Consider the following 24,379-nt stretch of genomic DNA (forward strand, 5'->3'; position numbering starts at 1 on the left):
CGGGCGTATCGAACGCCACCGCCGCGCGACACGTAGGGTGCGCCGTGCGCACCAAGACGATCTCTACCGACTGCACCCCGGAGTTCCCGCGATGAGCACGATCCTGCTCCAGCATCCCGTCATTCGCCGCGGCTTCCGCCTGCAGTTCGAGCCAGCCCAGGGCTGCCACGTGCTGCTCTACCCGGAGGGCATGATCAAGCTCAACGAGAGCGCCGGCGAGATTCTCAAGCTGGTCGACGGCGAGCGCAGCGTGGCGACCATCGTCGCCGAGCTGCAGAGCCGCTTCCCCGAAGCCCAGGGGATCGACGAAGACATCCTGGCGTTCCTCGAGGTTGCCCATGCCCAGTTCTGGATCGAGTTGCGCTAAGCCCGGCGTGCAGATCGGCCCGCCGTTCTGGCTACTGGCCGAGCTGACCTACCGCTGCCCGCTGCAGTGCCCGTACTGCTCCAACCCGCTGGACTTTGCCCGCCAGGGCGAGGAGCTGTCCACCGCCGAGTGGATCGAGGTGTTCCGCCAGGCCCGCGAGCTGGGGGCGGCGCAGCTGGGCTTCTCCGGCGGCGAGCCGCTGGTGCGCCAGGACCTGGTCGAGCTGATCGCCGCAGCCCGTGGCATGGGCTACTACACCAACCTGATCACCTCCGGCATCGGCCTCACCGAGGCCAAGGTGGCGGCCTTCGCCGAGGCCGGCCTGGACCATATCCAGATCAGCTTCCAGGCCGCCGACGAGGAGCTCAACAACCTGCTCGCCGGCAGCGGCAAGGCCTACGCGCAGAAGGTCGCCATGGCCCGCGCGGTGAAGGCCCATGGCTACCCGATGGTGCTCAACTTCGTCACCCACCGGCACAACATCGACCGCATCGACCGCATCATCGAGCTGTGCCTGGAGCTGGAGGCGGACTTCGTCGAACTCGCCACCTGCCAGTTCTACGGCTGGGCCCAGCTCAACCGCGCCGGCCTGCTGCCGAGCAAGGCGCAGCTGGAGCGTGCCGAGCGCATCACCAACGAATACCGGGCCAGGCTCGCGGCGCAGAACCACCCGTGCAAGCTGATCTTCGTCACCCCGGACTACTACGAGGAGCGCCCCAAGGCCTGCATGAACGGCTGGGGCAACCTGTTCCTCGACGTCACGCCCGACGGCACTGCGCTGCCATGCCACAGCGCGCGACAGCTGCCGGTGAAGTTTCCCAATGTGCGCGAGCACGACATCCGCCACATCTGGTACGACTCCTTCGGCTTCAACCGCTTCCGCGGCGACGACTGGATGCCCGAGCCATGCCGCAGCTGCGACGAGAAGGAACGCGACTTCGGCGGCTGCCGCTGCCAGGCGTTCATGCTCACCGGCACGGCGGAGAATGCCGACCCGGTGTGCGCCAAGTCGGCCCATCACGACCTGATCCTCGACGCCCGCCGCGAGGCCGAGCTGGGCGCGGTCGGCCTCGGCGAGCTGACGTTCCGCAATGACAAGGCGTCGAGGTTGATCTGCAAGGCATGACGGTTACCGGCGCCTCGCCCCGTGTAGGGTGCGCCGTGCGCACCGATGGCCCGTCGTGCCGCGCGACGCCCCGCTTCGCACAGCCCACCCACGGAGCCGCAAATGCCCAACCCTGACGCCCTCTGGTCAGCCGCCCAGGCCGCGGCGGCCGGCCGCGACTTCGCCGAACTGCACGCGGCCCATGGCGGCGTGCTGTGGGTCGAGTTCGAGCCGGCCAGCGGGCGCTGCTCGCTGCAGTTCCTGCGCGACGACCAGCGCCGCGAACTGACCCCGCCCGGCTACTCGGTGCGCAGCCGGGTCTATGAATACGGCGGCGGCGCCAGCTGCGCGACCGAGCGCGGTGCGGCCTTCGTCAACGACGCCGACCAGCAAATCCACCTGATCGACGATGTCGCGGCAAGCGCCGCGCCGCGCCGGCTGACCGAGCGCGCCGACTGCCGCTACGGCGACTTGGTCTACGCGCCGGCCTGGCGGGCGTTGCTGGCGGTGGAGGAGTGCCGCGAGGGCGAGGCGGTGGTGCATCGGCTGGTGCGCATCGACCTGGCGGGCCGGCGCGAGGTGCTGGTCGAGGGCGCGGACTTCTACGCGGCGCCGGTGGCCAGTGCCGATGGCCGGCGCCTGGCCTGGATCGAGTGGTCGCGGCCGCAGCAACCCTGGACCGCCACCCGCCTGTGCCTGCGCGAAGCCGGCGGCAGCAACCGCGTGCTGGCCGGTGCGGCGGACGACCAGGCGCTGCAACAGCCGCGCTTCGACACGCTTGGCCGGCTCTGGGTGCTGAGCGACCGCGACGGTTGGTGGCAGCCGATCTGCGTGGATGACGATGACGCACGTGGCGCTCCCCGCGACCACGCGGCGGCGCCCTGGCAGCTGGGCGGCCGTACCTACCTGCCGCTGGACGGCGAGCTGCTGCTGACCCGCTTCGAGCAGGGCTTCGGCGTGCTGGCCGCGGTGCGTGAGGCTGCCGGCGAGCGGCGGCTGGCCGACGACTTCACCCGTTTCCGCGCCCTGGCCGCCGACGCCGGGCACTACTACTGCATCGCCGCCGCGCCGGATCGCCTGTCTGCGGTGCTGGCGGTTGGCCGAACCGATGGCGCGGTGCGCGTGCTGGCCGGCGGCGAACGCCTGCTGAATGAGGCCCATCTGCCGCGCCCGCAGCCGCTGGATTGCCCGGTGGGCGAGGGCGAGCGTTGCCACGGTTTCTTCTACGCGCCGTATGCGGGCGCCGAACGGCCGCCGCTGGTGGTCTTCCTCCATGGCGGGCCGACCTCGGCCTGCTACCCGGTATTCGACCCGCGCATCCCGTTCTGGACCCTGCGCGGCTTTGCCGTGCTCGACCTCAACTACCGCGGCAGCTCCGGCTTCGGCCGCGCCTACCGGCAGCGGCTGCAGGGCGAGTGGGGGCGCATCGAGCTGGATGACATCCGCGCCGCCGTGGCGCACCTGGCGCAGGCCGGGCGTATCGATCCGGCCAGGGTCTTCGTGCGGGGCGCCAGCGCCGGCGGCTACAGCGCGCTGCTGGCCCTGGCCCAGGGCGGTTATGCCGGCGGCGCGAGCCTTTATGGCGTGAGCGATCCACTGGCGCTGCGCCGGCTCACCCACAAGTTCGAGGCGGACTATCTGGACTGGCTGCTCGGCGACCCGCAGCAGCATGCCGAGCGCTATCGCCAGCGCACGCCGCTGCAGCAGGCCGGACGCATCCGTGTGCCGGTGATTTTCTTCCAGGGCGGCCGCGACGCGGTGGTGGTGCCGCAGCAGACCGAGAGCATGGTCGCCGCCCTGCGCGACAACGGCATCGCCGTCGAGTACCGCCTGTTTCCCGACGAGGGCCACGGCTTCCGCCTCGCCGCCCACCAGGCCGAGGCGCTGGAGGCGGAGCATGCGTTCTACCGCGACCTCTCGTAGGGTGCGCCGCGCGCCGACGGTGCGTTGATCGGTGCGCACGGCGCACCCTACGCGGACAGAAGCGCGTCCCCGGGCGAGGAGTACCATGGCGATGCCTGGGCGGTTCGCGACAATCGCATCCTGGTGTGTGGCGGCCTAGGCCATGGCCATGCCGCCGGCGAGGCCTGCCGCCGGTCCGTCGTGCCAGGCATGTAGGGTGCGCCGCGCGCACCGGCTTTGCATGTCACTGCGCGCCACCGGTACGCACGGCGGAAGGTCCGATTGCAAAGCCCGGCGATTGCAGTAGGCTGCGGGAAGATCACTAAAACAAGAAAAAAGGCTGTGGTATGAGCCAGGTGTTGAGCCCGCTGCGCAAGTTCGTTTCTCCCGAAATCATCTTCGGTGCCGGTTGCCGGCACAACGTCGGCAACGTCGCCGCCAACTTCGGCGCCAGCAAGGTGTTGCTGGTGTCCGACCCGGGTGTGCAGGCCGCCGGCTGGGTCGCCGATGTGGAGGCCAGCCTGCAGGCCCAGGGCCTGGCCTGGAGCCTGTACACCGAGGTATCGCCGAACCCGCGCATGGAGGAGGTGATGACCGGCGCCGAGCGCTACCGCAGCGAGGGCTGCAACGTCATCGTCGCGGTCGGCGGCGGCAGCCCGATGGACTGTGCCAAGGCCATCGGCATCGTTGCCGCCCATGGTCGCCACATCCTCGAGTTCGAGGGCGTCGACACGGTGCGGGTGCCGAGCCCGCCGCTGATCCTGATTCCGACCACCGCCGGCACCTCCGCCGATGTTTCGCAGTTCGTGATCATCTCCAACCAGACCGAGCGGATGAAGTTCTCCATCGTCAGCAAGGCCGTGGTGCCGGACGTGTCGCTGATCGACCCGGAAACCACCCTGAGCATGGACCCGTTCCTCTCCGCCTGTACCGGCATCGACGCGCTGGTGCATGCCATCGAGGCGTTCGTTTCCACCGGCCACGGGCCGCTGACCGACAGTCATGCGTTGGAAGCCATGCGGCTGATTGGCGGCAACCTGGTGGAGATGATCGCCAATCCCGCGGACATCGCCCTGCGCGAGAAGATCATGCTCGGCAGCATGCAGGCCGGCCTGGCGTTCTCCAACGCCATCCTCGGCGCGGTGCACGCGATGAGCCACAGCCTCGGCGGCTTCCTCGACCTGCCCCACGGGCTGTGCAACGCGGCGCTGGTGGAGCACGTGGTGGCCTTCAACTACGACGCCGCGCCGGAGCGCTTCCGGGTGATCGCCGAGACCCTCGGCCTGGACTGCCGAGGCCTGACCCACCCGCAGGTCCGTGCGCGCCTGGTGGAGCATCTGATCGCCTTCAAGAGCGCGGTCGGTTTCCACGAGACCCTGGCGCGTCACGGCGTCGGCAGCAGCGACATTCCGTTTCTCTCGCGCCATGCCATGCACGACCCGTGCATCCTCACCAACCCGCGCCAGTCCAGCCAGCGCGACGTCGAGGTGGTGTATGGCGAGGCCCTCTGAAGACCCCCAGCAGGCCCTCGCCGGCCTGCTCGGGCTGGGCAGCCAGTCGCAGCGCAAGAGCCACTACCCGGAACTGCAGGCGCGCCTGGAGGAGCTGGAGGCCGAGCGCAACCGCTACAAGTGGCTGTTCGAGAACGCCGTGCATGGCATCTTCCAGGCCAGCCTGACCCAGGGGCTGCTGGCCGCCAACCCGGCGCTGGCGCGCATGCTCGGCTACGCCGCACCGCAGGAAGTGCTGTGGTCGCTGTCGGACCTGGCCCGCGAGCTGTTCGTCGGCGGTGGCGACGAGCTGCTGACCATCCGCGAGGCGCTGCAGGCGCGCGGCGGCCTGTACGGCTACGAGACGCAGCTGCGCCGTCGCGATGGCCGCCACATCACGGTGGTCATGAACCTGTTGCTCAAGCCCGACGAACCCGGGTTGTTCGAGGGCTTCGTCGCCGATATCACCGAACGCAAGCTGGCGCAGCTGCGCCTGCAGCAGCTCAACGACGAGCTGGAGCAGCGCGTCGCCGCGCGTACCGAGGAGCTGCGCGAGGCACGCGACGCCGCGCAGGAGGCCAACCGCTCCAAGGACCGTTTCCTCGCCGCCGCCAGCCACGACCTGCTGCAGCCGCTGAACGCCGCGCGGCTGCTGATCGCCACCCTGGGCGAGCGCAGCCTGCCGAGCGCCGAGGCGCAACTAGTGGAGCGCACCCAGCAGGCGCTCGACGGCGCCGAGGAGCTGCTCGCCGACCTGCTCGATGTGTCCCGCCTGGAGCAGAGGGCGGTGCAGGCCGACCCGGCGGATCACCGCCTGGCCGAGCTGTTCGCGCCGCTCGCCTCGGAGTTCCAGCCGGTGGCCGAGGCCGCCGGCCTGCGTCTGCGTGTGCGCCTGCCGGAGCTGGCGGTGCGCACCGACCTGCGCCTGGCCAGCCGCATCCTGCGCAACCTGCTGAGCAACGCCTGCCGCTACACCTGGAAGGGCGGCGTGCTGCTGGCCGCGCGGCGGCGTGGCGGCCATGTGCGCATCGAGGTATGGGACAGCGGCCGTGGCATTCCGCAGGACCAGCTGCAGGTCATCTTTCAGGAGTTCAAGCAGCTGGAGTCGGGGCGCGGCGTGGGCCTCGGGCTGGCGATCGTCGAGCGCATCGCGTGCATCCTCGGCTGCCGGGTGCAGGTGCGCTCACGCCTCGGACGGGGCTCCTGCTTCGCCTTCGAGCTGCCGCTGACGCAGATGCCGGAGCGGCCGGCCGTCGCGCTGCCGCAGGTGCAGCTGGGCGATCCTCTGCCGGGCCGGCGCCTGCTGGTGATCGACAACGAGCAGAGCATCCTCGACAGCATGGACGCGCTGCTCAGCCAGTGGGGTTGCGATGTGCTGGTCGCGCGCGGCCTCGACGAGGCGCTGGCGGCGCTGCAGGGCCGTGCGCCGGACGCGCTGCTGATCGACTATCACCTGGACGACGGTGTGGTCGGCTGCGACGTGGTCGAGGCGCTGCGCCGGCGCTTCGACCCGCAGCTGCCGGTGGTGATGATCACCGCCGACCGCAGCGAGCGTTGCCAGAGCGCGGCCCAGCGCAAGGCCATTCCGCTGCTGAACAAACCGCTCAAGCCCGGCAAGTTGCGCGCGGTGCTGAGCCAGCTGCTCGGTTGAGCCTAGCGGCTGCCGAGGAGCGAGCGGTCGAAGCCGTGGACCATGGTGTCGGCGCCCAGCGGCGGCTCTACCACCGGATCCTGCGGGCCGAGTCGGGCGACCGATTCGCGCAGCCGCATCAGCTCGGCCCTGAGGAAGTGCAGTTCCTGCTCCGGATCGTTCAGGTAGCCCTTCACCGCGCAGTGGCCGGTGAGGCCGCGCAGCAGGCCCATGCCGCCGAGGGCGGCCAGGCCGAAGCCGGCGCCGTCGCCGCGATGCAGGCCGTAGGCCAGGCTGGCCAGACCCAGGCCGATGGAGAGGGCGCGTTCGTAACCTTGGACGTTGTGCATGGTGATTCTCCTGGTGGGATGGAGTTGCGACCGGCCGGCCGGCGGGGCGTTCCGCGTCACGGATGAGTGGCCGACGGCGCCACGCCCGGTGACAATGCGGCCTCACTCAGCCCGTGAGCGCGCCATGAATCCCGCCGTCGTCGAAGCCCTGCGCAACTGCCGTCACCTGCTGGTATTCACCGGCGCCGGCGTCTCCGCCGAGAGCGGTGTTCCCACCTTCCGCGATGCGCTGACCGGCCTGTGGGCCCGGTTCGACCCGGCGCGGCTGGCCACGCCCGAGGCGTTTTCAGCCGACCCCGAGCTGGTCTGGGGTTGGTACGAGTGGCGCCGCCAGCGGGTGCTGCGCGCCATGCCCAATCTGGCGCACCGAACCATCGCCGAGCTGGCGAGACGGGTGCCGCGGCTGACCCTGGTGACGCAGAACGTCGACGATCTGCACGAGCGCGCCGGCAGCCAGGACGTGATTCACCTGCACGGCAGCCTGCAGGCGTCGCGCTGCTTCGAGTGCGGACGGGCGCATGAGGGGCTGAGCGATGAGCTGGATGAGCCGCAGGAAGGCAGGCGCCTGGCGCCGCCGCGCTGCGTGCACTGCGGCGCAGCGGTGCGCCCGGGCGTGGTGTGGTTCGGCGAGTCGCTGCCGCAGGCCGCGCTGCAACGGGCCTTCGACGCGGCGGGGGAGTGCGACCTGTTGCTGTCGGTCGGCACCTCCGGGCTGGTCTACCCGGCGGCGCAGGTACCGCAGATCGCCGCGCGTAGCGGCGCCTGCGTGGTGCATGTCAATCCGCAGCCGGAGGCGGTCGGCGGAGCCCGCGAATACAGCCTGGCGGGCGCCGCAGGGACGCTGCTGCCGCAGTTGCTGCGGGCGGCCTTCGGCGACTGATCAGGTCTCGATCATGTCTTCTTCGGACGGTTTCTCGGTGTCCTGCTGCGGCTGCTCCTGCTCGGACTCCGGCTGTGCCTGCAGCCACTGACGGCTTTCTTCCTGGGCCTGGTCGACCTTGTCGTTGAGCTGGTCGACCTGTTTGTCGAACTCTTTCATGGTCTCGCCCAGGCTCTCGCGGGCCGTTTCCACGGCGGCTTCCTCGACCTTCTCGGCGAAGTTCGACGCGGCCTGCTCGGCGCTGTCGCAGCCGGCCAGGGCCAACAGGCCCAGGCCGAGCAGCAGCGGTTTGAAATGGGTCATGGTGAAACTCCTCTGCAATCAGGATTCGAGCGTGTGGGCGGGTTGGTTGCGGGTCTTCCACAGCGACAGCAGCACGCCACCGGCCAGCAGGCCCAGGGTGACGCTGAGCGAGATGGCCGCCGGCACCTTGCCAATGATGCCGTGCAGGAAGATCTTGCCGCCGATGAACACCAGCACCAGGGCCAGAGCGTACTTCAGGTAGGCGAAGCGGTGGATCATCGCGGCCAGGGCGAAGTACAGGGCGCGAAGGCCGAGGATGGCGAAGATGTTCGAGGTGTAGACGATGAACGGGTCCTGGGTGATGGCGAAGATCGCCGGCACGCTGTCCACGGCGAACACCAAGTCGGCGCACTCGATCAGGATCAGCGCCAGGAACAGCGGGGTGATCCACAGCTTGAGCCTGCCGCTGGCGTCTGCCTGGCGTACGAAGAAGCGCTGTTCGTGCAGGCGGTCGGTCACCGGCAGGTGGTTGCGCAGCCAGGTGACGAAGCGGTTGTTGGCCAGGTCCGGCTCGTCGTCGACCCTGGAGAACAGCATCTTCACGCCGGTCAGCACCAGGAAGGCGCCGAACACGTAAAGGATCCAGTCGAACTCGCTGATCAGTGCGGCGCCCAGGCCGATCATGATGGCGCGCAGCACGATCACGCCCATGATTCCCCAGAACAGCACCTTGTGCTGGTACTGACGCGGGATGGCCAGGAAGCTGAAGATCAGCGCCATGACGAACACGTTGTCCATAGACAGCGACTTCTCGATGAGGAAGCCGGTCAGGTAGTCCATGCTGGCGTCGCCGCCTTTCTGGAAGAACACCCAAACGGCGAACAACAGGCCCATGGAGATGTAGCCGGCCGACAGCAGCAGGCTCTCCTTGACGCCGATTTCGCGGTTGTCGCGGTGCAGGATGCCGAGGTCGAAGGCCAGCAGAGCGGCTACCAGGGCGAAGAAGGTCAGCCACAGCCAGGTGGCGGTGCCGAGCAGGTCGGCGAAGAGGAACGATTCCAGGGCAGTCATGAGCCCCTCCTTAGTCGTAGTTGTACCAACTATGACTCCGACATGGCGGCTGCAAACCGTCAGAGGGGCCCGGCGTCACGGTTGCGCAGGATAAGGAATTTCCGTTGCGCCTCAAGGGCCGGCTTTTTGCAAAGTGTGTATCGGGTGGAGCACGAGATGCCGTTGGCTTCGCCGCGTAGGGTGCGCCGTGCGCACCGTTGGGTTTTCGGCAAGGGATTCGAGTCGTTCCGCATGCGCAGGTCCATGCCCGGTTGGGTCAGGCCCGAGCCGCGATAGGCGACGAGTACCGATGATGTTCGGCGATGCGTATCGCCGGTGGGGCCGCTCGGTGCGCACGGCGCACCCTACGAGGCCGCGCCCGGTTCGCGCGCCTTACGCCACCGGCTCCCGGTCCGGCTGATAGCGGCTGCGTTCGACCTGCCACCAGGCCGGCAGCAGCTGGCGCACTTCGCCGCGGGTGAAGCGGTCGTCGAGCAGGTAGACCACGCCCTGGTCTTCGGTGGTGCGGATCACCCGGCCGGCCGCCTGCACCACCTTCTGCAGGCCGGGGAACAGGTAGGCGTAGTCGTAGCCATTGCCGAACATCTGCTGCATGCGTGCCTTCATTTCCTCATTGACCGGGTTGACCTGCGGCAGGCCGAGGGTGGCGATGAAGGCGCCGATCAGCCGCTTGCCGGGCAGGTCGATGCCTTCGCCGAAGGCGCCGCCGAGCACGGCGAAGCCGATGCCGCGGGAGTGCTCGGTGAAGCGCTCCAGAAAGGCCTGGCGCTCGGCCTCGCTCATGCTGCGCGACTGTTCCCAGACCGGAATGTCCGGGTGCTCGCGGCGGAAGTTCTCCAGCGCCTGTTCCAGGTAGGCGTAGCTGCTGAAGAAGGCCAGGTAGTTGCCCGGCTGCTGGCGGAACTGCCGGGCCATGAGGGTGGCGATCGGCATCAGGCTGGCGTCGCGATGCTGGTAGCGGGTGGACAGGTTGGCCAGCGCCTGGACCCTGAGCTGCTCGGCGCCGAATGGCGACTGCACCTCCAGCCACTGCCAGTCGCGCGGCAGGCCGAGCAGGTCGGCGTGGTAGTGGCCGGGGCTGAGGGTGGCGGAGAACAGCGTGGCGCTGTGGGCGTTGGCGAAGCGCTCGGCGAGAAAGCGCGCCGGCACGATGTTGCGCAGGCACAGGGTCGACAGGCTGCGGCCGGCCCGCGTGTCGTGGCGGGTGATGTCGAACAGCGAGTGCGGGCCGAAGGCCTCGGCCAGGCGGCAGAACAGCATGGCGTCGAGGTAGAAGCGCAGCAGCGCGGCCTGGTTGCCCTCGGGCTGGTCGGTGAGGTGGTCGGTGATGGCGCTCACCACCTTCTGCAGGGCCAGGATGAACAGGTCGGCGATGGCCGGGTAGATCTGGTACGGCACTTCCTGGTCGCGGTGCAGCTGGTTCCAGTGCCGGCCGACGCGCTCCAGCACGCCCTTGAGACCGGCCGGGGCGACCTTGCGCATGGCGTTGAACTCGGCCTGGTCCAGCTCGGCGCTGTACATGCCGCGGGCGCGGTCGATCAGGTTGTGCGCCTCGTCCACCAGCAGGGTGACCTTCCAGCCGTTGAGCACGGTGAGCCCGTGCAGCAGGGCGGTCATGTCGAAGTAGTAGTTGTAGTCGCCGACCACCACGTCGCTCCAGCGGCACAGCTCCTGGGACAGGTAGTAGGGGCAGACCTGGTGCGCCAGGGCGATCTCGCGCACGGCCTCCTGGTTCAGCCAGCGGCGCTCGAGGGCGGCGGCGCGGGCGGCCGGCAGGCGGTCGTAGAAGCCCCGGGCCAGCGGGCAGGATTCGCCGTGGCAGGCCTTGTCCGGGTGTTCGCAGGCCTTGTCGCGGGCCACGTGCTCCAGCACCCGCAGCGGCATGTTTTGCTCCTGCTCGCGCAGGCTGGCCAGCGCGTCGAGCGCCAGGCGCCGGCCCGGAGTCTTGGCGGTGAGGAAGAACAGGCGGTCCAGCGCCTTGCCGGGAAAGGCCTTGAGCTGTGGGAACAAGGTGGCCAGGGTCTTGCCGATACCGGTGGTGGCCTGGGCCAGCAGGAAGTCGCCGTCGCGGGCGGCGCGGTACACGGATTCGGCGAGCTGGCGCTGGCCACGGCGGAAGCTCGGGTAGGGGAAGCGCAGCGTCTCCAGGCTGGCGTCGCGGGCCACCCGGTGGGCGGTTTCCTGCTCGGCCCAGGCGACGAAGCGCGCGCACTGCAACTCGAAGAACTCGCGCAGGTCTTCGACGGTGAAGCGCTCGCGAAACGCCGTTTCCTTCTGCGTGAGTACGTTGAAGTACACCACCGCCAGGTCGATCTGCGGCAGTTCCAGCGCGTCGCACAGCAGCCAGCCGTAGAGCTTGACCTGGGCCCAGTGCAGCTTGCGGTGGTTGTCCGGGATGCGCGCCACGTCGCCGCGGTGGGTCTTGATCTCTTCCAGCAGATTGCGCTCGGGGTCGTAGCCGTCGGCGCGGCCGCTGACCAGCAGGCCCGGATACTCGCCGGCCAGCGGCAGCTCGGCCAGGTAGCCAGCCCCGCGTCGGCCGACCACCGTGGCGTGCCCGGCCATGCCCTCGGCGGCGGTGGGCGCGGGGGTGAAGCGCAGGTCGAGGTCACCCTCCTTGGCGGTGAACTCGCACAGCGCGCGCACGGCCACGGTGTAACTCACGCCGGCGCGCTCCAGCGCACGTAGCAGACGTCCACCGGCATGCCGTGGCGGGCGCAGAAATCCAGCCAGCGTTTCTGGTTGTCCTGCAGGCGGTCACCGGGGCCCTTTACCTCGATCATCCGGTAGCGCCGCTCGGCCGGCCAGAACTGGATCAGGTCGGGCATGCCGGCACGGTTGGCGCGGATATCGCCGAGCAGACGCTCGAACCAGGCGCGCAGGTGCGCCGGCGGCAGGCAGTGCAGGGCGGTCTCCAGCAGCTCGGGGGTGAGCACCGTCCAGTGCACGAAGGGCGAGACGACGCCGTACTTGGCCGCGTAGGTGGCGCGGATCGCCTCGGCGTGGCTGCCGTCCTCGAGGCGCGCCAGGCAGCGCGCGAACAGCGCCTCGCGGCGCGAGCGGAAGTCGGCGTCGTGCAGGTCCACCGGGGCGGCGTGGAAGGGGTGGAAGAAGGCACCGGGCAGCGGGGCGAAGATCGCCTCCCAGCACAGCAGGCCGAACAGGCCGCATACCAGGGTGTTCTCCACGTAGAAGGCCGGCGCACCCTCGTCGTGCAGGTGCTGCTGCACCGCCCACTCCACGCTGAAGGCGTCCGGCTGCGGCAGCTCCAGCTCGATCAGCCCGGCCTCGGCCGGCGCCTTGCGCGGCTGCCTCGGCAGGCCGAGCTGGCGTTGCAGGCGCGGCAGGGCGCGCTCCAGGGCCTGGGCCTCGGCATCGTTGCGCGGCGCGGTGAGCGCGAGGATGGCCAGGTCGTGGGCCTGCTGGCATTCGCCGAGCTTCTCCAGCACGCGCACGCGGCGGCGGCGGGCCTCGTCGTGCAGGCTGGCCGCATACAGCGCCGCGGCCGCCGGCAGTTCGCCCTCGCGCTCCAGCTGCTGGCCGAGGCGGAACAGCAGCTTGGCATGGCGCCTGGCCAGGTGCGGGTTGTCGCTGCCGAACTCGCCCAGTTGGTCGAGCACCTCGGCGACCGGCAGGCCGGCCTCGAAAAGATCGCGGCAGTGCTGCAGGTGCAGGTAGTCGTCGACGTCGCGGCGGCTGCGGAAGCCGCGGGCGTCGGGGCCGATCTCGACCGTCTCGTAGCGGTAGATGCCCAGCTCGGCGAGGACGAATTCGGACCAGTCCTGCGCCAGGTTGCCGAAGAACAGCAGGCGCAGGCGGTCGCACAGCGGTCCAGCGGTCAGGCTGTAGAGCCGGTCCAGCTGCGGGCACCAATGGGCGAACGGGAGGGCCTCGCTGTACAGCGGCAGCAGGGCCAGCAGCTGCTCGCTCTTCTTCGCGGTGCGCAGGGCGGCGAGTTCGTCGAAGCGGGCGATCAGCTCGTCCTTGCGCAGCAGGGCGAACAGCTCCGCCAGGTCCAGCACGGCGTCCTCGATCAGCCAGCCCAGGCGCAGCAGGGGCTCGGCGGCGGTGGCGATGTCGCCGATTTCCGCGTAGCTCAGCTTGCTCGCGCGAAAGTGCGGGCCCTTGCGCATGATCAGGCGCACCAGCAGCGCCTGCGAGGGCTGTGGCAGCTCGGCGAAGGCCTGCAGGAAGGCCAGCTCGTCATCGCCCAGCAGGTCGCCGTAGCGCTCGCCTATCCAGGCCAGTGCCGTGTGGAAGTTGCCGAGGTAGTAGAGGTTGGGGTCGAGTGGCGCGGACATGGGGATTACTGTCTTTATATACAGTCAATGGTGCGCGACGCCGGCGCCGCGAGCAACCCCGGCCCGACCGCCTGCACTGCCGTTCGGCTTGCGACCTGAACCCTTGTCCGCGGGCACGGCTCGAAACCGGTAGGCAGACGTCTGCCATGCCCTTTCGCAGGAGATCACCATGGCCCAGTGGATCATCAGCTACAGCAAGGACAACAACACCTCCACCCTGGAGATGCAGGCCGCCGACAAGCCCGACATGGAGGCGGCGGTACGCCATGTGCTCGCATGGGCCGAGGCCCATCTGGAGAAGGGCGATTTCGGCGACGTGCACGACCGCGAATGCGACGAGCCGGCGGTGCTGCTGCTGCGCCATTACGGCATCACTCTCACCGGCATCTCGGCGGCCTGAAAAGCGCCGTTTCGCCTCAGCGAACCGGTGCTGGAGCGTTCGTCCGTATCTCGGAAAATACATGAAACCGGCACCCTCGCCGCCGACTCACTCAGTTGTGAGCCAGGCAGTCGCAGCCCAACGGCAGCGGGCTTCCCAATCAACTGATCGAAGCGAGATGGAGGATTCCATGGCTGACAACAATGGCAAGATGAGCGTCGAGGAAGCAGGCCGCAAAGGTGGCGAAAGCACTTCCGCCAGCCACGACAAGGAGTTCTACCAGGAGATCGGCAGCCAGGGCGGCCAGAACAGCGGCGGCAACTTCAAGAACGATCCCGAGCGCGCCTCCGAGGCCGGCCGCAAGGGTGGTCAGAACAGCGGTGGCAACCAGAGCGATTCCAATCGTTCGGGCGGGCAATCCGGCGGCGGCAACTTCGCCAACGACCGCGAGCGCGCTTCGGAGGCCGGCCGCAAGGGCGGTCAGAGCAGCGGCGGCAACCAGAGCGATTCCAATCGTTCGGGCGGGCAGTCCGGCGGCGGCAACTTTGCCAACGACCGCGAGCGTGCCTCCGAAGCAGGCCGCAAGGGTGGTCAGAACAGCGGCGGTGGCCGCAACAGCTGATGCGGAGCGAGCGGAAGCTACGGCTTCCGCTCTTCCCAAGGATCACCAGCCTGGCGGGGTTGCCCGCATCCCCGCCTCATCCCACCAACGCGCCGAATAGCGCGCGCCTAACAGAGCGGTCGGAACGCGACTCACGCGGACGCATCGCTGAGGAGGGCACTCGTGAGAAGTCATGTCGTGCATTTCACGGCACCGATCAACTCCCACACCTGCGGTCAGCTGATCGACAAATGCTCCCAGGCCATCCAGCAGGGTGCGGACGAGTTGGTCATCAAGATCGCCACCATGGGCGGGGAATGCAGCTACGGATTCTCGCTGTACAACTTCCTGATCTCGCTGCCGATCCCGGTCAAGACCCACAACCTCGGCACGGTCGAGTCCATGGGCAACATCATCTTCCTGGCCGGCGAACAGCGCACCGCCTGCCACTACAGCAAGTTCCTGTTCCATCCCTTTCACTGGACGCTCAATGGCGCCGTCGACCATGCCCGCATGTCCGAATACGCGATGAGCTTGGACTACGACCTGCAGCTGTATGCCGCCATCGTCGAGGAACGCACCCGCGGCGCCGCCGAGCCCCTGGACGTGCTCGATTGCCTGACGGCATCGCCGCGGATTCTGAGTGCGGAAGAGGCGCTGAGCTCAGGCGTGATCCACACCGTGGACTGCCTCGGAATGCCTTCCGAAGCAGTCAACTGGTGCGTGCATTCCTAGAGGTTCAGGCCGCGGCCGAGTGGCCGATCAGCATGCCGTGCTGCACGCGGAACAGATGTCCCTGGATGCGAAGCGTGAAGGGCGCGCGGCTGACGATCTGTGCTCCATCCTGAAGCAGGCTCTCGATATGGGCGCGCAGGGCGAGGTATTTCCGTTGTTCCTTCATCGGAAAGCTCCTGTGTTGAGGTGTCGAGAGCCTACCAAGCTTTGTGACGATGTCGACATTTCCGCTGCGCAATAACTGTGTTGTGCGTCACATTTCGTGATGGCGATGTGCCTGTGCACCACGCCCACGCCGAATGCCGGATAATGCGCGGCATTTCGCCTCGCACGTATTCTGGTAATCCCGCATGGAAATCAAGGTCAACTTTCTCGACAACCTCCGTCTCGAAGCCAAGTTCGATGACTTCACGGTGATTGCCGACCAGCCCATCCGCTACAAGGGCGATGGCTCGGCGCCGGGGCCGTTCGACTACTTCCTGGCGTCCTCGGCGCTGTGCGCGGCCTACTTCGTCAAGCTGTACTGCCAGACACGCAACATCCCCACGGAAAATATCCGCCTGTCGCAGAACAACATCGTCGACCCGGAAGACCGCTACAAGCAGATCTTCAAGATCCAGGTCGAGCTGCCGGCGGACATCTCCGAGAAGGACCGCGTCGGCATCCTGCGTTCCATCGACCGCTGCACCGTGAAGAAGGTGGTGCAGACCGGCCCCGACTTCATCATCGAGGAAGTCGACAACCTCGACGCCGACGCCCAGGCCCTGCTGATCCCGGCGCTGACCGAGGGCGAGGGCACGCGCATCCTCGGCAAGGACCTGCCCCTAGAAGAAACCATCGCCAATATGTCGGCCATCCTCGCCGGCCTGGGCATGAAGATCGAGATCGCCTCCTGGCGCAACATCGTGCCCAACGTCTGGTCACTGCACGTGCGCGACGCGCAGTCGCCGCTGTGCTTCACCAACGGCAAGGGCGCCACCAAGGAGAGCGCGCTGGCCTCGGCGCTGGGCGAGTTCATCGAGCGGCTGAACTGCAACTTCTTCTACAACGACCAGTTCTGGGGCGAGGAGATCGCCAATGCGCCCTTCGTGCATTACCCGAACGAGCAGTGGTTCAAGCCGGGGCCGAAGGACGCGCTGCCGGAAGAGATCCTCGACGACTACTGCCTGGAGATCTACAACCCGGACGGTGAGCTGCGCGGCTCGCACCTGTACGACACCAACTCCGGCAACAAGGCGCGCGGCATCTGCTCGCTGCCCTTCGTGCGCCAGTCGGACGGCGAGGTGGTGTACTTCCCGTCCAACCTGATCGAGAACCTGTATCTCTCCAACGGCATGAGCGCCGGCAACACCCCGGCCGAGGCGCAGGTGCAGTGCCTGTCGGAAATCTTCGAGCGCGCGGTCAAGCGCGAGATACTCGAAGACGAACTGGCCCTGCCGGACGTGCCGCAGGAGGTGCTGGCCAAGTACCCCGGCATCCTCGCCGGCATCAAGGGCCTGGAGGAGCAGGGCTTCCCGGTACTGGTCAAGGACGCCTCCCTGGGCGGCGAATTCCCGGTGATGTGCGTGACCCTGATGAACCCGCGCACCGGCGGCGTGTTCGCCTCCTTCGGCGCGCACCCGAGCTTCGAGGTTGCACTGGAGCGCAGCCTCACCGAACTGCTCCAGGGCCGCAGCTTCGAGGGCCTCAACGACCTGCCGCAGCCAACCTTCGAGAGCCACGCGCTGACCGAGCCGAACAACTTCGTCGAGCACTTCATCGACTCCAGCGGCGTGGTGTCGTGGCGCTTCTTCAGCGCCAAGGCCGATTACGAGTTCGTCGAGTGGGACTTCTCAGGTGAAGGCGAGGACTCCAACGCCCAGGAAGCCGCGACCCTGTTCGGCATCCTCGAGGACCTGGGCAAGGAGGTATACATGGCGGTGTACGACGACCTCGGCGCCAACGCCTGCCGCATCCTGGTGCCGGGCTACTCGGAGATCTACCCGGTCGAGGACCTGATCTGGGACAACACCAACAAGGCGCTGATCTTCCGCTCCGACATCCTCAACCTGCACAGCCTGAGCGACCTGCGCCTCAAGTCCCTGCTCAAGAGCCTGGAGAACTGCGAGGTCGACGACTACACCGACATCACCACGCTGATCGGCATCGAGTTCGACGACAACACCGTCTGGGGCCAACTGACCATCCTCGAGCTGAAGCTGCTGATCTATGTGGCGCTGAAGAAGTTCGAGCAGGCCAAGGGGCTGGTCGAGGCCTTCCTGCAGTACAACGACAACACCGTCGAACGCGGCCTGTTCTACCAGGCGCTCAACGTGGTGCTGGAAGTGCAGCTGGACGACGACCTGGACATGGCCGACTACGAGGTCAACTTCCGCCGCATGTTCGGTAACGAGCGGATGGATGCGGCCATCGGTTCGGTCAACGGCAGCGTGCGGTTCTATGGGCTGACACCGACCAGCATGCAGCTGGAAGGCCTCGACAAGCATCTGCGGTTGGTCGAGAGCTATAAGAAACTGCACGCGGCGCGGGCGAATGCGACAGCCATATCCCGGCAATGACCAAAGGATTAGTCATGAAGACACTCTACGAAGCATCAAACTCTGCTGAAGCGCATATGTTGCTCGAGCTGCTCAGGCAGCAAGGCATTTCAAGTCACATTCAGGGCGAATACCTTCAGGGAGCGGTCGGTGGTCTTCCGGCTATTGGTCTAGTCCGTTTGGTGGCCGAGGATAAGGACTTCTCAAATGCTAGAGCCATAATCGAGCGGTGGGAGGCCACCGAGGTGACACCGGCTTCTGCCGCTCGGAAAGAGTCTCCCAAGTACAGCGGTTTTGCAGGTTTTCTGCTTGGCTTGGTTGTCGGAGTTGGGGGCTTGTATGCGATATATAAGGCCCCTGGAACGGTGGACGGTGTCGACCATGATCGAGATGGCCATCTCGATGAAGCGTGGACATACGCTTCCAACGGAAGGCCCTTGAAGCTGGAGATCGATCGCAATCTTGATCGTAAAGTTGACTACGTCGCCCACTACGATTTACGGGGGCAGACCGAGTCAGCCGATTCAGACGAAGACTTCAATGGCATATTCGAGACGAAGACTGTCTTTCGAAGAGGCAATGCTCAGTCTGCTGAAACCGACACAGACGGAGACGGATATCCAGATCTTCGAGCGTATTTCAGAGATGGTGTTCTGAGATCCGTGGAATACGTAAAGCCCACGACAGGGTTGCCACAGCGGGTGGAGCATTTCCGGCTAGGGAAACTGGTGTCGGCGGATATCGACTCTGATGACGACGGAGAACTAGACACACGGCTTACCTATAGCTCTCTGGGTGAAGTGGTCACGCGGGAGCCTATATCGAGAAAAGTGGCCGGATGACATCTGTCGCTGGCCCTTCGGGAGCTGTGGCCGCTGATCTACGGGATTGGTTTCGTCAATCAGCTTTCAGTTTCAAGCTCTTTCCAAAGCGTGCCGTCTGTTTTGTACCAGCGGTAGCCAGGCTGTCGGACACCATCAAGAAAAATACCTTTTTCTCCAGTGAACTCTGACCTATCAAGGTAGAAACGAAAAAGCCCTGCAGAGCAGGGCTTCAACGTAGAGATTCTGGAGCGGGCGAAGGGAATCGAACCCTCGTCATGAGCTTGGGAAGCTCAGGTAATGCCATTATACGACGCCCGCTCGGGCGGCTGACTTTGTACCAGAATCGCCCGGCGAGGTGAAGCCGTGGCTTCACACGGCCAGGGCGTAGCGGTCTCGTTCCGGTTGTTGTGTGCCGCCCTCGGCAAGCGGCAGGAGGAAGGCCAGCAGCGCGTCGCGGGTCTGCATCCAGGCGGCCTTGTGTTCCATGTCGAGGAAGTGGCCGGCCTGGGGCACGGTACGAAAATGGCAGTGGCGCACGTACTGGGTGAACAGGCGGGCGTCCTGCGCCGTGGTGTATTCGTCCCACTCGCCGTTGACGAACAGCAGCGGTATCTCGATCTCGCCGGCGAAGCTGACGCAGGAGCGGCCCTCCATCTTCAGCACGTTCTCCACGTGAAAACTCATCTGTCCATATTCGTGTACGTCGAGACCGGCGACGTGGCGGTGGTTGTAGCGCTTGAACAGCGAGGGCAGGTGCTTGCCGATGGTGGCGTTGAGCACGCTGCCGACCTTCTCGCGGTCGCAGGCCCGCATCACCTCCAGCCCGCGTTCCAGGTAGTCGAGCATCGGCTGGTTGACGATGGGCGAGAAGGAATTGATCACCGCCTGGGTGATGCGCTTGGGCCTGCGGGCCAGGGCCTGCAGCGCGGCGATGCCGCCCCAGGAGAACGACAGCAGCGTGTCGCAGGCGAAGTGCTCGACCAGGGCCAGGAGGATGTCGGCCTCTTCCTCGCGGGTGATGAAACGCTCGAGGCGGTTGTGTTCGCGCGATTGCCCGGCGTAGGGCAGGTCGAACAGCACCACGTTGAAGTGCGGGTGCAGGTAGCGGACCGTCTGGGCGAACGAGGCGGTCGTCGACAGCGATCCGTTGACCAGGATGATGGTGCGCTCTGCGCCGCTGGCGCGATAAAGCTCCGTGTAGATCCGATATTGCCCGTGGATATCCAGCACAGCGGTTTCCGGCTTCATGTTCTTGCCCCCGACGACATTCGGCGATTCCTGGACGCGCAGCGATGCACCGAGGCTGCGCGAGCTTCAGAGCAGGTAGGCATGTGCCTGGGGAAGGGAGGCCTGGTCGGCTCGAAGGGCTGGCCGACGAATTGTTGTTGGAGGCGGGGTGCCTGTTCCGACGGGCATCGGCCTGGAAGGACGATGAGGGCAGACCCGTGTGGGTGGGAAAAGGCTTCTTAGAATGTGTTTTCGACTTATCGGTCACAACCGGACCGTGGTTTTGATTCAAGCAGCCCCGTGTTGCAGGTGCAAGTCAGTTGTGCGGCATGGCAACGCATTCCGCCGGACGGTCTTCACACCGCCGCGATCTCCTCGGCGCTCAGCGCCCGGTACTGCCCGGGCGCCAGGTTCGGGTCGAGGGCGAGCGGGCCCATGCACTCGCGGTGCAGGCCGATGACCTTGTTCTGGAAGTGGCCGAACATGCGCTTGACCTGGTGGTAGCGGCCTTCGTGCAGGGTCAGCAGGGCGGTGTGTGAATCGACTATCTGCAGTTCGGCCGGCAGCGTAGTCAGGTCCTCGTAGGCGAAGTACAGGCCGCGGGCGAAGACCTCGGCGTATTCCTCGGTGATCGGCTGTTCGGTGCTCACCCGGTAGACCTTGCCCAGGCGGCTGCGTGGCTCGGTGAGGCGGCGCGACCAGAGGCCGTCGTTGGTGACGATCAGCAGGCCGGTGGTGGTCAGGTCCAGGCGCCCGCCGATGTGCAGCTCGTGCTTGTCCGGTTCGTCGAGCAGGTCGAGCACGGTGCGGTGCTCGCCGTGTTGCGTGGCGCTGACCACACCGGCCGGCTTGTTGAGCATGAAGTAGCGCGCCGGCTTACCGGCCTGCAGCAGCTCGTCGTCCAGCTCGATGCGGCTGAACTCGCGCACCTCGACGCGGGCGTCGCGCACCGTGGCGCCGTCGACTTTCAGGCGCCCGGCGGCCAGCAGCAGGCGGGCGTCGGCGCGGCTGAAGCGCGGCAGGTTGCTGAGGAAACGGTCGAGGCGCATCGCTAGTCGGGCTGGGCGTCGTTGCCAGTGGCGCCGGCGCAGGCGGGGCATAGGCAGGCCTTGTCACGCGCCTCGGCGGGCAGTGCCTCGAGTGCCTCGGGAGAAATCGGCGTGTGGAAGCACCAGCAGTCCTGCACCGGCTGCGCGTTGCCGGTCTGGGCGCAGCGGTTGGGCCGGCCGCAGCGCGGGCAACGCTCGGTGTTCACGACTGCAGGCCGCCGGCGTCTTCGCACACGCGGTTGCGGCCGGACTGCTTGGCCCGGTACAGCGCGCGGTCGGCGCGGGCAATCAGGCGGTCCATGTTCTCGTCACCCTGCAGTTCGGTGACGCCGATGCTGGTGGTGATGCGCAGGTTGACGCCGTTGAACAGGAACACCTCCCGCTCGGTCTGCTCGCGAATCTTCTCCGCCAGCTGGCGCGCCGTGCTGCTGCCGGTGCCCTTGAGCAGCAGGATGAATTCCTCACCGCCCCAGCGGCAGATGATGTCCGACTGGCGCAGGTTGCTCTGCAGCGCCCGGGCGAAGCCGCGCAGCACCTGGTCGCCGGCCAGGTGGCCGTGGGTGTCGTTGAGGTTCTTGAAATGGTCCAGATCGATCAGCAGGGCGCTCAGCGGGCTCTGCTCGCGGATGGCTTCCTGCAGCGCCTGGGCGGCCAGCAGGTCGAAGCCGCGGCGGTTGGGCAGGCCGGTGAGCACGTCGGTGGTGGCCAGGGCGGCGATGCGCCGCTGGTAGCGGCGGATGGCCTGGTGCACCAGGAGCAGCACCACCAGGCTGATGGCCGCGCAGATGATCAGGTTGAGATACAGGCTGTGGCGGATGTTGGCGAGTGCGTGTTCCTCGTGCTTGTCGACGAACAGGAACCAGTCCAGTTCGGGGATGTAGCGCACGTAGATGAAGTGGCTGCGCCCGCCCTCGCTGTAGTCGAAGCGGCCTGTGGCGGGCTTCGGCAGTACCTTCAGCATCGCCTCCAGCCCCGGCACTTCACTGAGCAGCTGGCCGCGCTGCGCGCCCATCGGGCCGCCCGCGGCGCTGGTCAGGACCAGGCGGCCGTGGCGGTCGGTGAAGTAGATGCTGCGGTCGTAGCGGCGCTGGTAGTCGTCGACCAGCTTGACCACCGCGTCCACCGTCAGGCCGACGCCGGCCACGCCGATGAAGCGTTCCTCGTAGTCGAACACCTTGAAGTTGATGAAGAAGGTCAGGCGGTCGCGGTTGGCCAGGTCCGGGTCGACGCTGATCTCGTAGGGCTCGGCCATGTTGCGCACGCGGAAGTACCAGATGTCGCGCGGTTCGTCCTCGCGGACCTGCTTGAGCACGCCCTTGGCCTGGTAGTAGGTGCGGGTCTTCTCGGAGACGAAGAAGCTGGTGAAGGTGCCGTAGTGATCCTGGATCTCGCGCAGGTAGCGGGTCATGGGCACGGCATTCTGCTCGCCGTCCAGCGCCCAGTCGCGCAGGAAGGTGTCGCGCGACATCATCGAGGCGATCTGCGTCGGGCGGATCAGGTCCTTCTGGATTTCCGAGTAGATGTTGTCGGAGGTCAGCGGCAGCTCGGTGTTGACGATGCTGTCGCGGATGCTGTCGCGCGAGGCGTAGTAGCTGACCAGGCTGGTGGCGAGAAATCCGCCCAGCAGCAGGACGGTCAGGAGCAACAGCAGGGAAAACTGGGCCTTGCGGGACGTGCTGAGCGGCATGGAAGCGGGGCCTCGAAAAAGTGGCGCAATGCTAGCGCGCGTTGTCGCTGGCGTCACTGGCGGTGGCGGGGTTTTCCGCGATCCGCACCGCGCTCAGCCAGGGCTCGAAACGCTGGCCGATGCTGAGCTCGGCGGTGAAGGCCGCGCGCTTGTCGTCGTAGTAGCTGGGTATGCGCTCGGCCAGCGCTTCCCGCCAGTGATGCGGCACGTTGATGGTCTCGCTGTGCAGCGTCACCGAGCCGCTGCGGTGCCATTCTCCTCCGACCCGGCAGGCGCTCCACACGTTCACCGTGCCGGGCAGCACGGCATGGCGCGCGCGGTCCGGGTAGCGCTGGCGCAGCGCGTCGGCGTCCGGCCCCACGTCGATCAGGAACAGCCGGCTCTCGCGGCTGCGCTCTTCGGCCAGGGCCTTGCGCGCCGCTTGTGCCGCGTCCTGCAGACGCTGGTCGTCCGGCAGCTGCCGGGCCCGCTCGGCCGCCTGCTGCAGCCGTTGCTCGGCCCGCTGTACGGACTGCCGGTAGGCCGGCCCGTCCAGCTCCAGCACCGCCCAGCCGCGGGCGCTGTCGCGTCGTGTATCGAGCGCGCCGACGCTGCGCAGCTGCGCTTCGCTCAGGCCGCGCTGGTCGGAACATTCGTCGCCCGGCAGTTCCGACAGTTCCGGCAGGCGCCAGCTCAGCCGCGCGCTCAGTCCGCTGTTCTCCCGGTGCGGTCCTTCCCAGTCGCGGCGCAGCTCGCGCTCGGAGAGCAGCAGGCGGCTCTGCGGCTCGCCCTGGCGGTTGTACCAGACGCCGGCCAGCGCCGCGGCGTTGCTCAGCAGGATCAGCCCGAGGCCGGCGGGCAGCAGCAGGCGCGCGTTCATGCGGCACCTCCGGTATGCCTACGGCGCAGGCGGCCGAGCACCAGCAGGGCGAGGACGGCGGTCAGGCCGAGGATGAGGAAGAACAGGTACTTGGGCAGCACGTCCCACCACCAGTCGACCATCTTGATGAACAGGAACAGCAGGAACGACAGCTGGCCGAGCAGGGTGACTTCCGCCCAGTCGCGACGGATGCCGAGCCAGATGAACAGCGCCGAGGCGGCGAAGCCGAGCAGCTGGTAGCCCTTCTCGATGCTGCCGTAGTCGAACGGCAGGTAGCTGCCGCGACCCCAGTTGGCCAGCACCAGCATCGGCAGCAGCAGGGCCAGCATGCCGACGATGCGATAAGTGGCGGCGAAGCCGCTGTAGCGCGCCTGGGACAGCAGCGCCGGCAGCAGGAACACCAGCAGGCCGCCGGGCAAGAAGTGCTCCGGCCGCTCGGCCGCCTCCAGCCACAGCCAGCCGCACCAGTCGCCGATGCGCGTGCCGCTGTAGGCCAGCAGGCAGACGAGGCCGACGGCCAGCAGCAAGCGCGCCTGGCAGGCGTAGGCCAGCAGCAGCGCATAGGCGGCCCAGCACAGCAGGGCGTTGTCCGAGGGCGTGATGTTGAAGATCTGCCCGAGCATGTGCAGGTTGAGGACGAAGCATGCCATCGCCAGCACGGCGGCCAGCTTGACGAAGTAGCCCGAGGCGTCGCGCTTGATCAGCAGCCCGGTCAGCAACAGGCTGCCGAGGGAGAAGCCGATGAGGATGCCGACCTGCAGCGCTTCGCCGAACAAACCCCAGAACTGGTAGAAGAAGAACAGCAGGCTGGCCGCCAGGGCCAGCGCGCCGAGCAGCGAGACCACGCGCATGCTCAGCGACAGGCGCTTGGTCTGCGAGTCATGATCGATATCGAAGCTGGCGCGGTACTGCGCCAGCACCTGGTCGTGATGGGCGGCGATGCGGGCGAAGATTTCATCGCCCGGATTCAGCGAGCCCTCGGCACGCAGGCGCTGCGCCTCGCGGCGAAATGCCTGGATATCGTCGGCCCGTTGCTGGGCCTGGTCGCGGGTCAGCGGCATGGTTCATCCCTGTGGCGGCAGTGCCCGCCACTGTAGCCGCTCGCCGGCGATTGAAAAACCACCGGCGAGGCCGTTCTGCCC

22 protein-coding genes, 1 tRNA gene and 2 pseudogenes are annotated in these 24,379 nt (G+C 67.2%); 12 read left to right on the top strand and 13 right to left on the bottom strand.

Annotation, left to right across the window (positions count from 1 at the left end):
- The first annotated feature begins 91 nt into the window (after window positions 1–91).
- From pqqD to NF616_RS13390, 5 genes are all read left to right on the top strand, one after another.
- Window positions 92–367, top strand: a complete 276-nt coding sequence (gene pqqD, locus NF616_RS13370; protein ID WP_252273782.1) for a pyrroloquinoline quinone biosynthesis peptide chaperone PqqD — start codon at window positions 92–94, stop codon at window positions 365–367.
- Window positions 339–1,493 (top strand): pyrroloquinoline quinone biosynthesis protein PqqE, encoded by a 1,155-nt coding sequence (gene pqqE / locus NF616_RS13375; protein WP_252273783.1) that lies wholly within the window; start codon window positions 339–341, stop codon window positions 1,491–1,493. Before pqqD ends, pqqE begins: the two co-directional genes overlap by 29 nt.
- 102 nt (window positions 1,494–1,595) lie before the next feature.
- Window positions 1,596–3,395 (top strand): S9 family peptidase, encoded by a 1,800-nt coding sequence (locus NF616_RS13380; RefSeq protein WP_252273784.1) that lies wholly within the window; start codon window positions 1,596–1,598, stop codon window positions 3,393–3,395.
- Between the two features lie 326 nt (window positions 3,396–3,721).
- The gene (gene ercA / locus NF616_RS13385) at window positions 3,722–4,885 is read left to right on the top strand and encodes an alcohol dehydrogenase-like regulatory protein ErcA (protein WP_252273785.1); all 1,164 of its coding nucleotides are present in this window, start codon (window positions 3,722–3,724) and stop codon (window positions 4,883–4,885) included.
- Entirely contained in the window at window positions 4,869–6,515 is a 1,647-nt protein-coding gene (locus NF616_RS13390) for a PAS domain-containing hybrid sensor histidine kinase/response regulator (RefSeq protein WP_252273786.1), read from the top strand. The genes ercA and NF616_RS13390 overlap by 17 nt, the downstream gene beginning before the upstream one ends.
- A gap of 2 nt (window positions 6,516–6,517) precedes the next feature.
- Here the strand turns inward: NF616_RS13390 and NF616_RS13395 are convergent, their stop codons facing one another.
- The gene (locus NF616_RS13395) at window positions 6,518–6,844 is read right to left on the bottom strand and encodes a YgaP-like transmembrane domain (protein ID WP_252273787.1); all 327 of its coding nucleotides are present in this window, start codon (window positions 6,842–6,844) and stop codon (window positions 6,518–6,520) included.
- 124 nt (window positions 6,845–6,968) lie between these two features.
- Between NF616_RS13395 and NF616_RS13400 the strand changes: the two genes are divergently transcribed.
- Window positions 6,969–7,724 (top strand): SIR2 family NAD-dependent protein deacylase, encoded by a 756-nt coding sequence (locus NF616_RS13400; protein WP_252273788.1) that lies wholly within the window; start codon window positions 6,969–6,971, stop codon window positions 7,722–7,724.
- Here NF616_RS13400 and NF616_RS13405 read toward each other — a convergent pair whose 3' ends face one another.
- From NF616_RS13405 to NF616_RS13420, 4 genes are all read right to left on the bottom strand, one after another.
- On the bottom strand, window positions 7,725–8,027 hold the full coding sequence (locus NF616_RS13405; RefSeq protein WP_252273789.1) for a hypothetical protein: 303 nt from the start codon (window positions 8,025–8,027) through the stop codon (window positions 7,725–7,727).
- Window positions 8,028–8,045: 18 nt separating this feature from the next.
- Window positions 8,046–9,038, bottom strand: a complete 993-nt coding sequence (locus NF616_RS13410) for a TerC family protein (RefSeq protein ID WP_252273790.1) — start codon at window positions 9,036–9,038, stop codon at window positions 8,046–8,048.
- 372 nt (window positions 9,039–9,410) lie between these two features.
- The gene (locus NF616_RS13415; protein ID WP_252273791.1) at window positions 9,411–11,702 is read right to left on the bottom strand and encodes an ATP-dependent DNA helicase; all 2,292 of its coding nucleotides are present in this window, start codon (window positions 11,700–11,702) and stop codon (window positions 9,411–9,413) included.
- Window positions 11,699–13,339 (bottom strand): VRR-NUC domain-containing protein, encoded by a 1,641-nt coding sequence (locus NF616_RS13420; RefSeq protein ID WP_252273792.1) that lies wholly within the window; start codon window positions 13,337–13,339, stop codon window positions 11,699–11,701. The genes NF616_RS13415 and NF616_RS13420 overlap by 4 nt, the downstream gene beginning before the upstream one ends.
- Before the next feature lie 169 nt (window positions 13,340–13,508).
- Here NF616_RS13420 and NF616_RS13425 point away from each other — a divergent pair, with 169 nt between their 5' ends.
- From NF616_RS13425 to NF616_RS13435, 4 genes and pseudogenes are all read left to right on the top strand, one after another.
- Entirely contained in the window at window positions 13,509–13,739 is a 231-nt protein-coding gene (locus NF616_RS13425; RefSeq protein WP_252273793.1) for a hypothetical protein, read from the top strand.
- A 169-nt stretch (window positions 13,740–13,908) separates the two neighbouring features.
- Window positions 13,909–14,223, top strand: a pseudogene (locus NF616_RS13430) (con-10 family general stress protein); the annotation flags it as partial.
- A 39-nt stretch (window positions 14,224–14,262) separates the two neighbouring features.
- A pseudogene (locus tag NF616_RS21425) lies at window positions 14,263–14,340 on the top strand (con-10 family general stress protein); the annotation flags it as partial.
- A 147-nt stretch (window positions 14,341–14,487) separates the two neighbouring features.
- Window positions 14,488–15,054, top strand: coding sequence for an ATP-dependent Clp protease proteolytic subunit (locus tag NF616_RS13435; protein ID WP_286675066.1), 567 nt, complete (start codon window positions 14,488–14,490; stop codon window positions 15,052–15,054).
- A gap of 4 nt (window positions 15,055–15,058) precedes the next feature.
- On the opposite strand, the gene NF616_RS13440 is transcribed toward NF616_RS13435, so the two are convergent.
- A complete protein-coding gene (locus tag NF616_RS13440) occupies window positions 15,059–15,220 on the bottom strand; it encodes a hypothetical protein (protein WP_252273796.1) in 162 nt (53 codons plus the stop codon).
- Window positions 15,221–15,404: 184 nt separating this feature from the next.
- Between NF616_RS13440 and NF616_RS13445 the strand changes: the two genes are divergently transcribed.
- Together NF616_RS13445 and NF616_RS13450 are read left to right on the top strand one after the other, a co-directional pair.
- The gene (locus NF616_RS13445) at window positions 15,405–17,612 is read left to right on the top strand and encodes an OsmC domain/YcaO domain-containing protein (protein ID WP_252273797.1); all 2,208 of its coding nucleotides are present in this window, start codon (window positions 15,405–15,407) and stop codon (window positions 17,610–17,612) included.
- A 14-nt stretch (window positions 17,613–17,626) separates the two neighbouring features.
- The gene (locus NF616_RS13450; RefSeq protein ID WP_252273798.1) at window positions 17,627–18,433 is read left to right on the top strand and encodes a putative signal transducing protein; all 807 of its coding nucleotides are present in this window, start codon (window positions 17,627–17,629) and stop codon (window positions 18,431–18,433) included.
- 226 nt (window positions 18,434–18,659) lie between these two features.
- Here the strand turns inward: NF616_RS13450 and NF616_RS13455 are convergent.
- The 7 genes from NF616_RS13455 to NF616_RS13485 all read right to left on the bottom strand — a co-directional run bounded on the left by NF616_RS13455 (window position 18,660) and on the right by NF616_RS13485 (window position 24,298).
- Window positions 18,660–18,733 (bottom strand) — tRNA-Gly (locus NF616_RS13455).
- Window positions 18,734–18,784: 51 nt separating this feature from the next.
- Window positions 18,785–19,663 (bottom strand): alpha/beta fold hydrolase, encoded by an 879-nt coding sequence (locus NF616_RS13460; protein WP_252273799.1) that lies wholly within the window; start codon window positions 19,661–19,663, stop codon window positions 18,785–18,787.
- A gap of 335 nt (window positions 19,664–19,998) precedes the next feature.
- The gene (locus tag NF616_RS13465) at window positions 19,999–20,691 is read right to left on the bottom strand and encodes a pseudouridine synthase (protein ID WP_252273800.1); all 693 of its coding nucleotides are present in this window, start codon (window positions 20,689–20,691) and stop codon (window positions 19,999–20,001) included.
- A 2-nt stretch (window positions 20,692–20,693) separates the two neighbouring features.
- The gene (locus tag NF616_RS13470) at window positions 20,694–20,897 is read right to left on the bottom strand and encodes a cysteine-rich CWC family protein (RefSeq protein WP_252273801.1); all 204 of its coding nucleotides are present in this window, start codon (window positions 20,895–20,897) and stop codon (window positions 20,694–20,696) included.
- A complete protein-coding gene (locus tag NF616_RS13475; RefSeq protein ID WP_252273802.1) occupies window positions 20,894–22,378 on the bottom strand; it encodes a sensor domain-containing diguanylate cyclase in 1,485 nt (494 codons plus the stop codon). The genes NF616_RS13470 and NF616_RS13475 overlap by 4 nt, the downstream gene beginning before the upstream one ends.
- A 31-nt stretch (window positions 22,379–22,409) precedes the next feature.
- On the bottom strand, window positions 22,410–23,237 hold the full coding sequence (locus NF616_RS13480; protein WP_252273803.1) for a DUF4824 family protein: 828 nt from the start codon (window positions 23,235–23,237) through the stop codon (window positions 22,410–22,412).
- Window positions 23,234–24,298, bottom strand: coding sequence for a DUF2157 domain-containing protein (locus tag NF616_RS13485; RefSeq protein WP_252273804.1), 1,065 nt, complete (start codon window positions 24,296–24,298; stop codon window positions 23,234–23,236). Before NF616_RS13485 ends, NF616_RS13480 begins: the two co-directional genes overlap by 4 nt.
- Window positions 24,299–24,379: the final 81 nt, after the last annotated feature.

This window comes from Pseudomonas subflava (assembly GCF_023823685.1).
GTDB lineage: Bacteria > Pseudomonadota > Gammaproteobacteria > Pseudomonadales > Pseudomonadaceae > Aquipseudomonas > Aquipseudomonas subflava.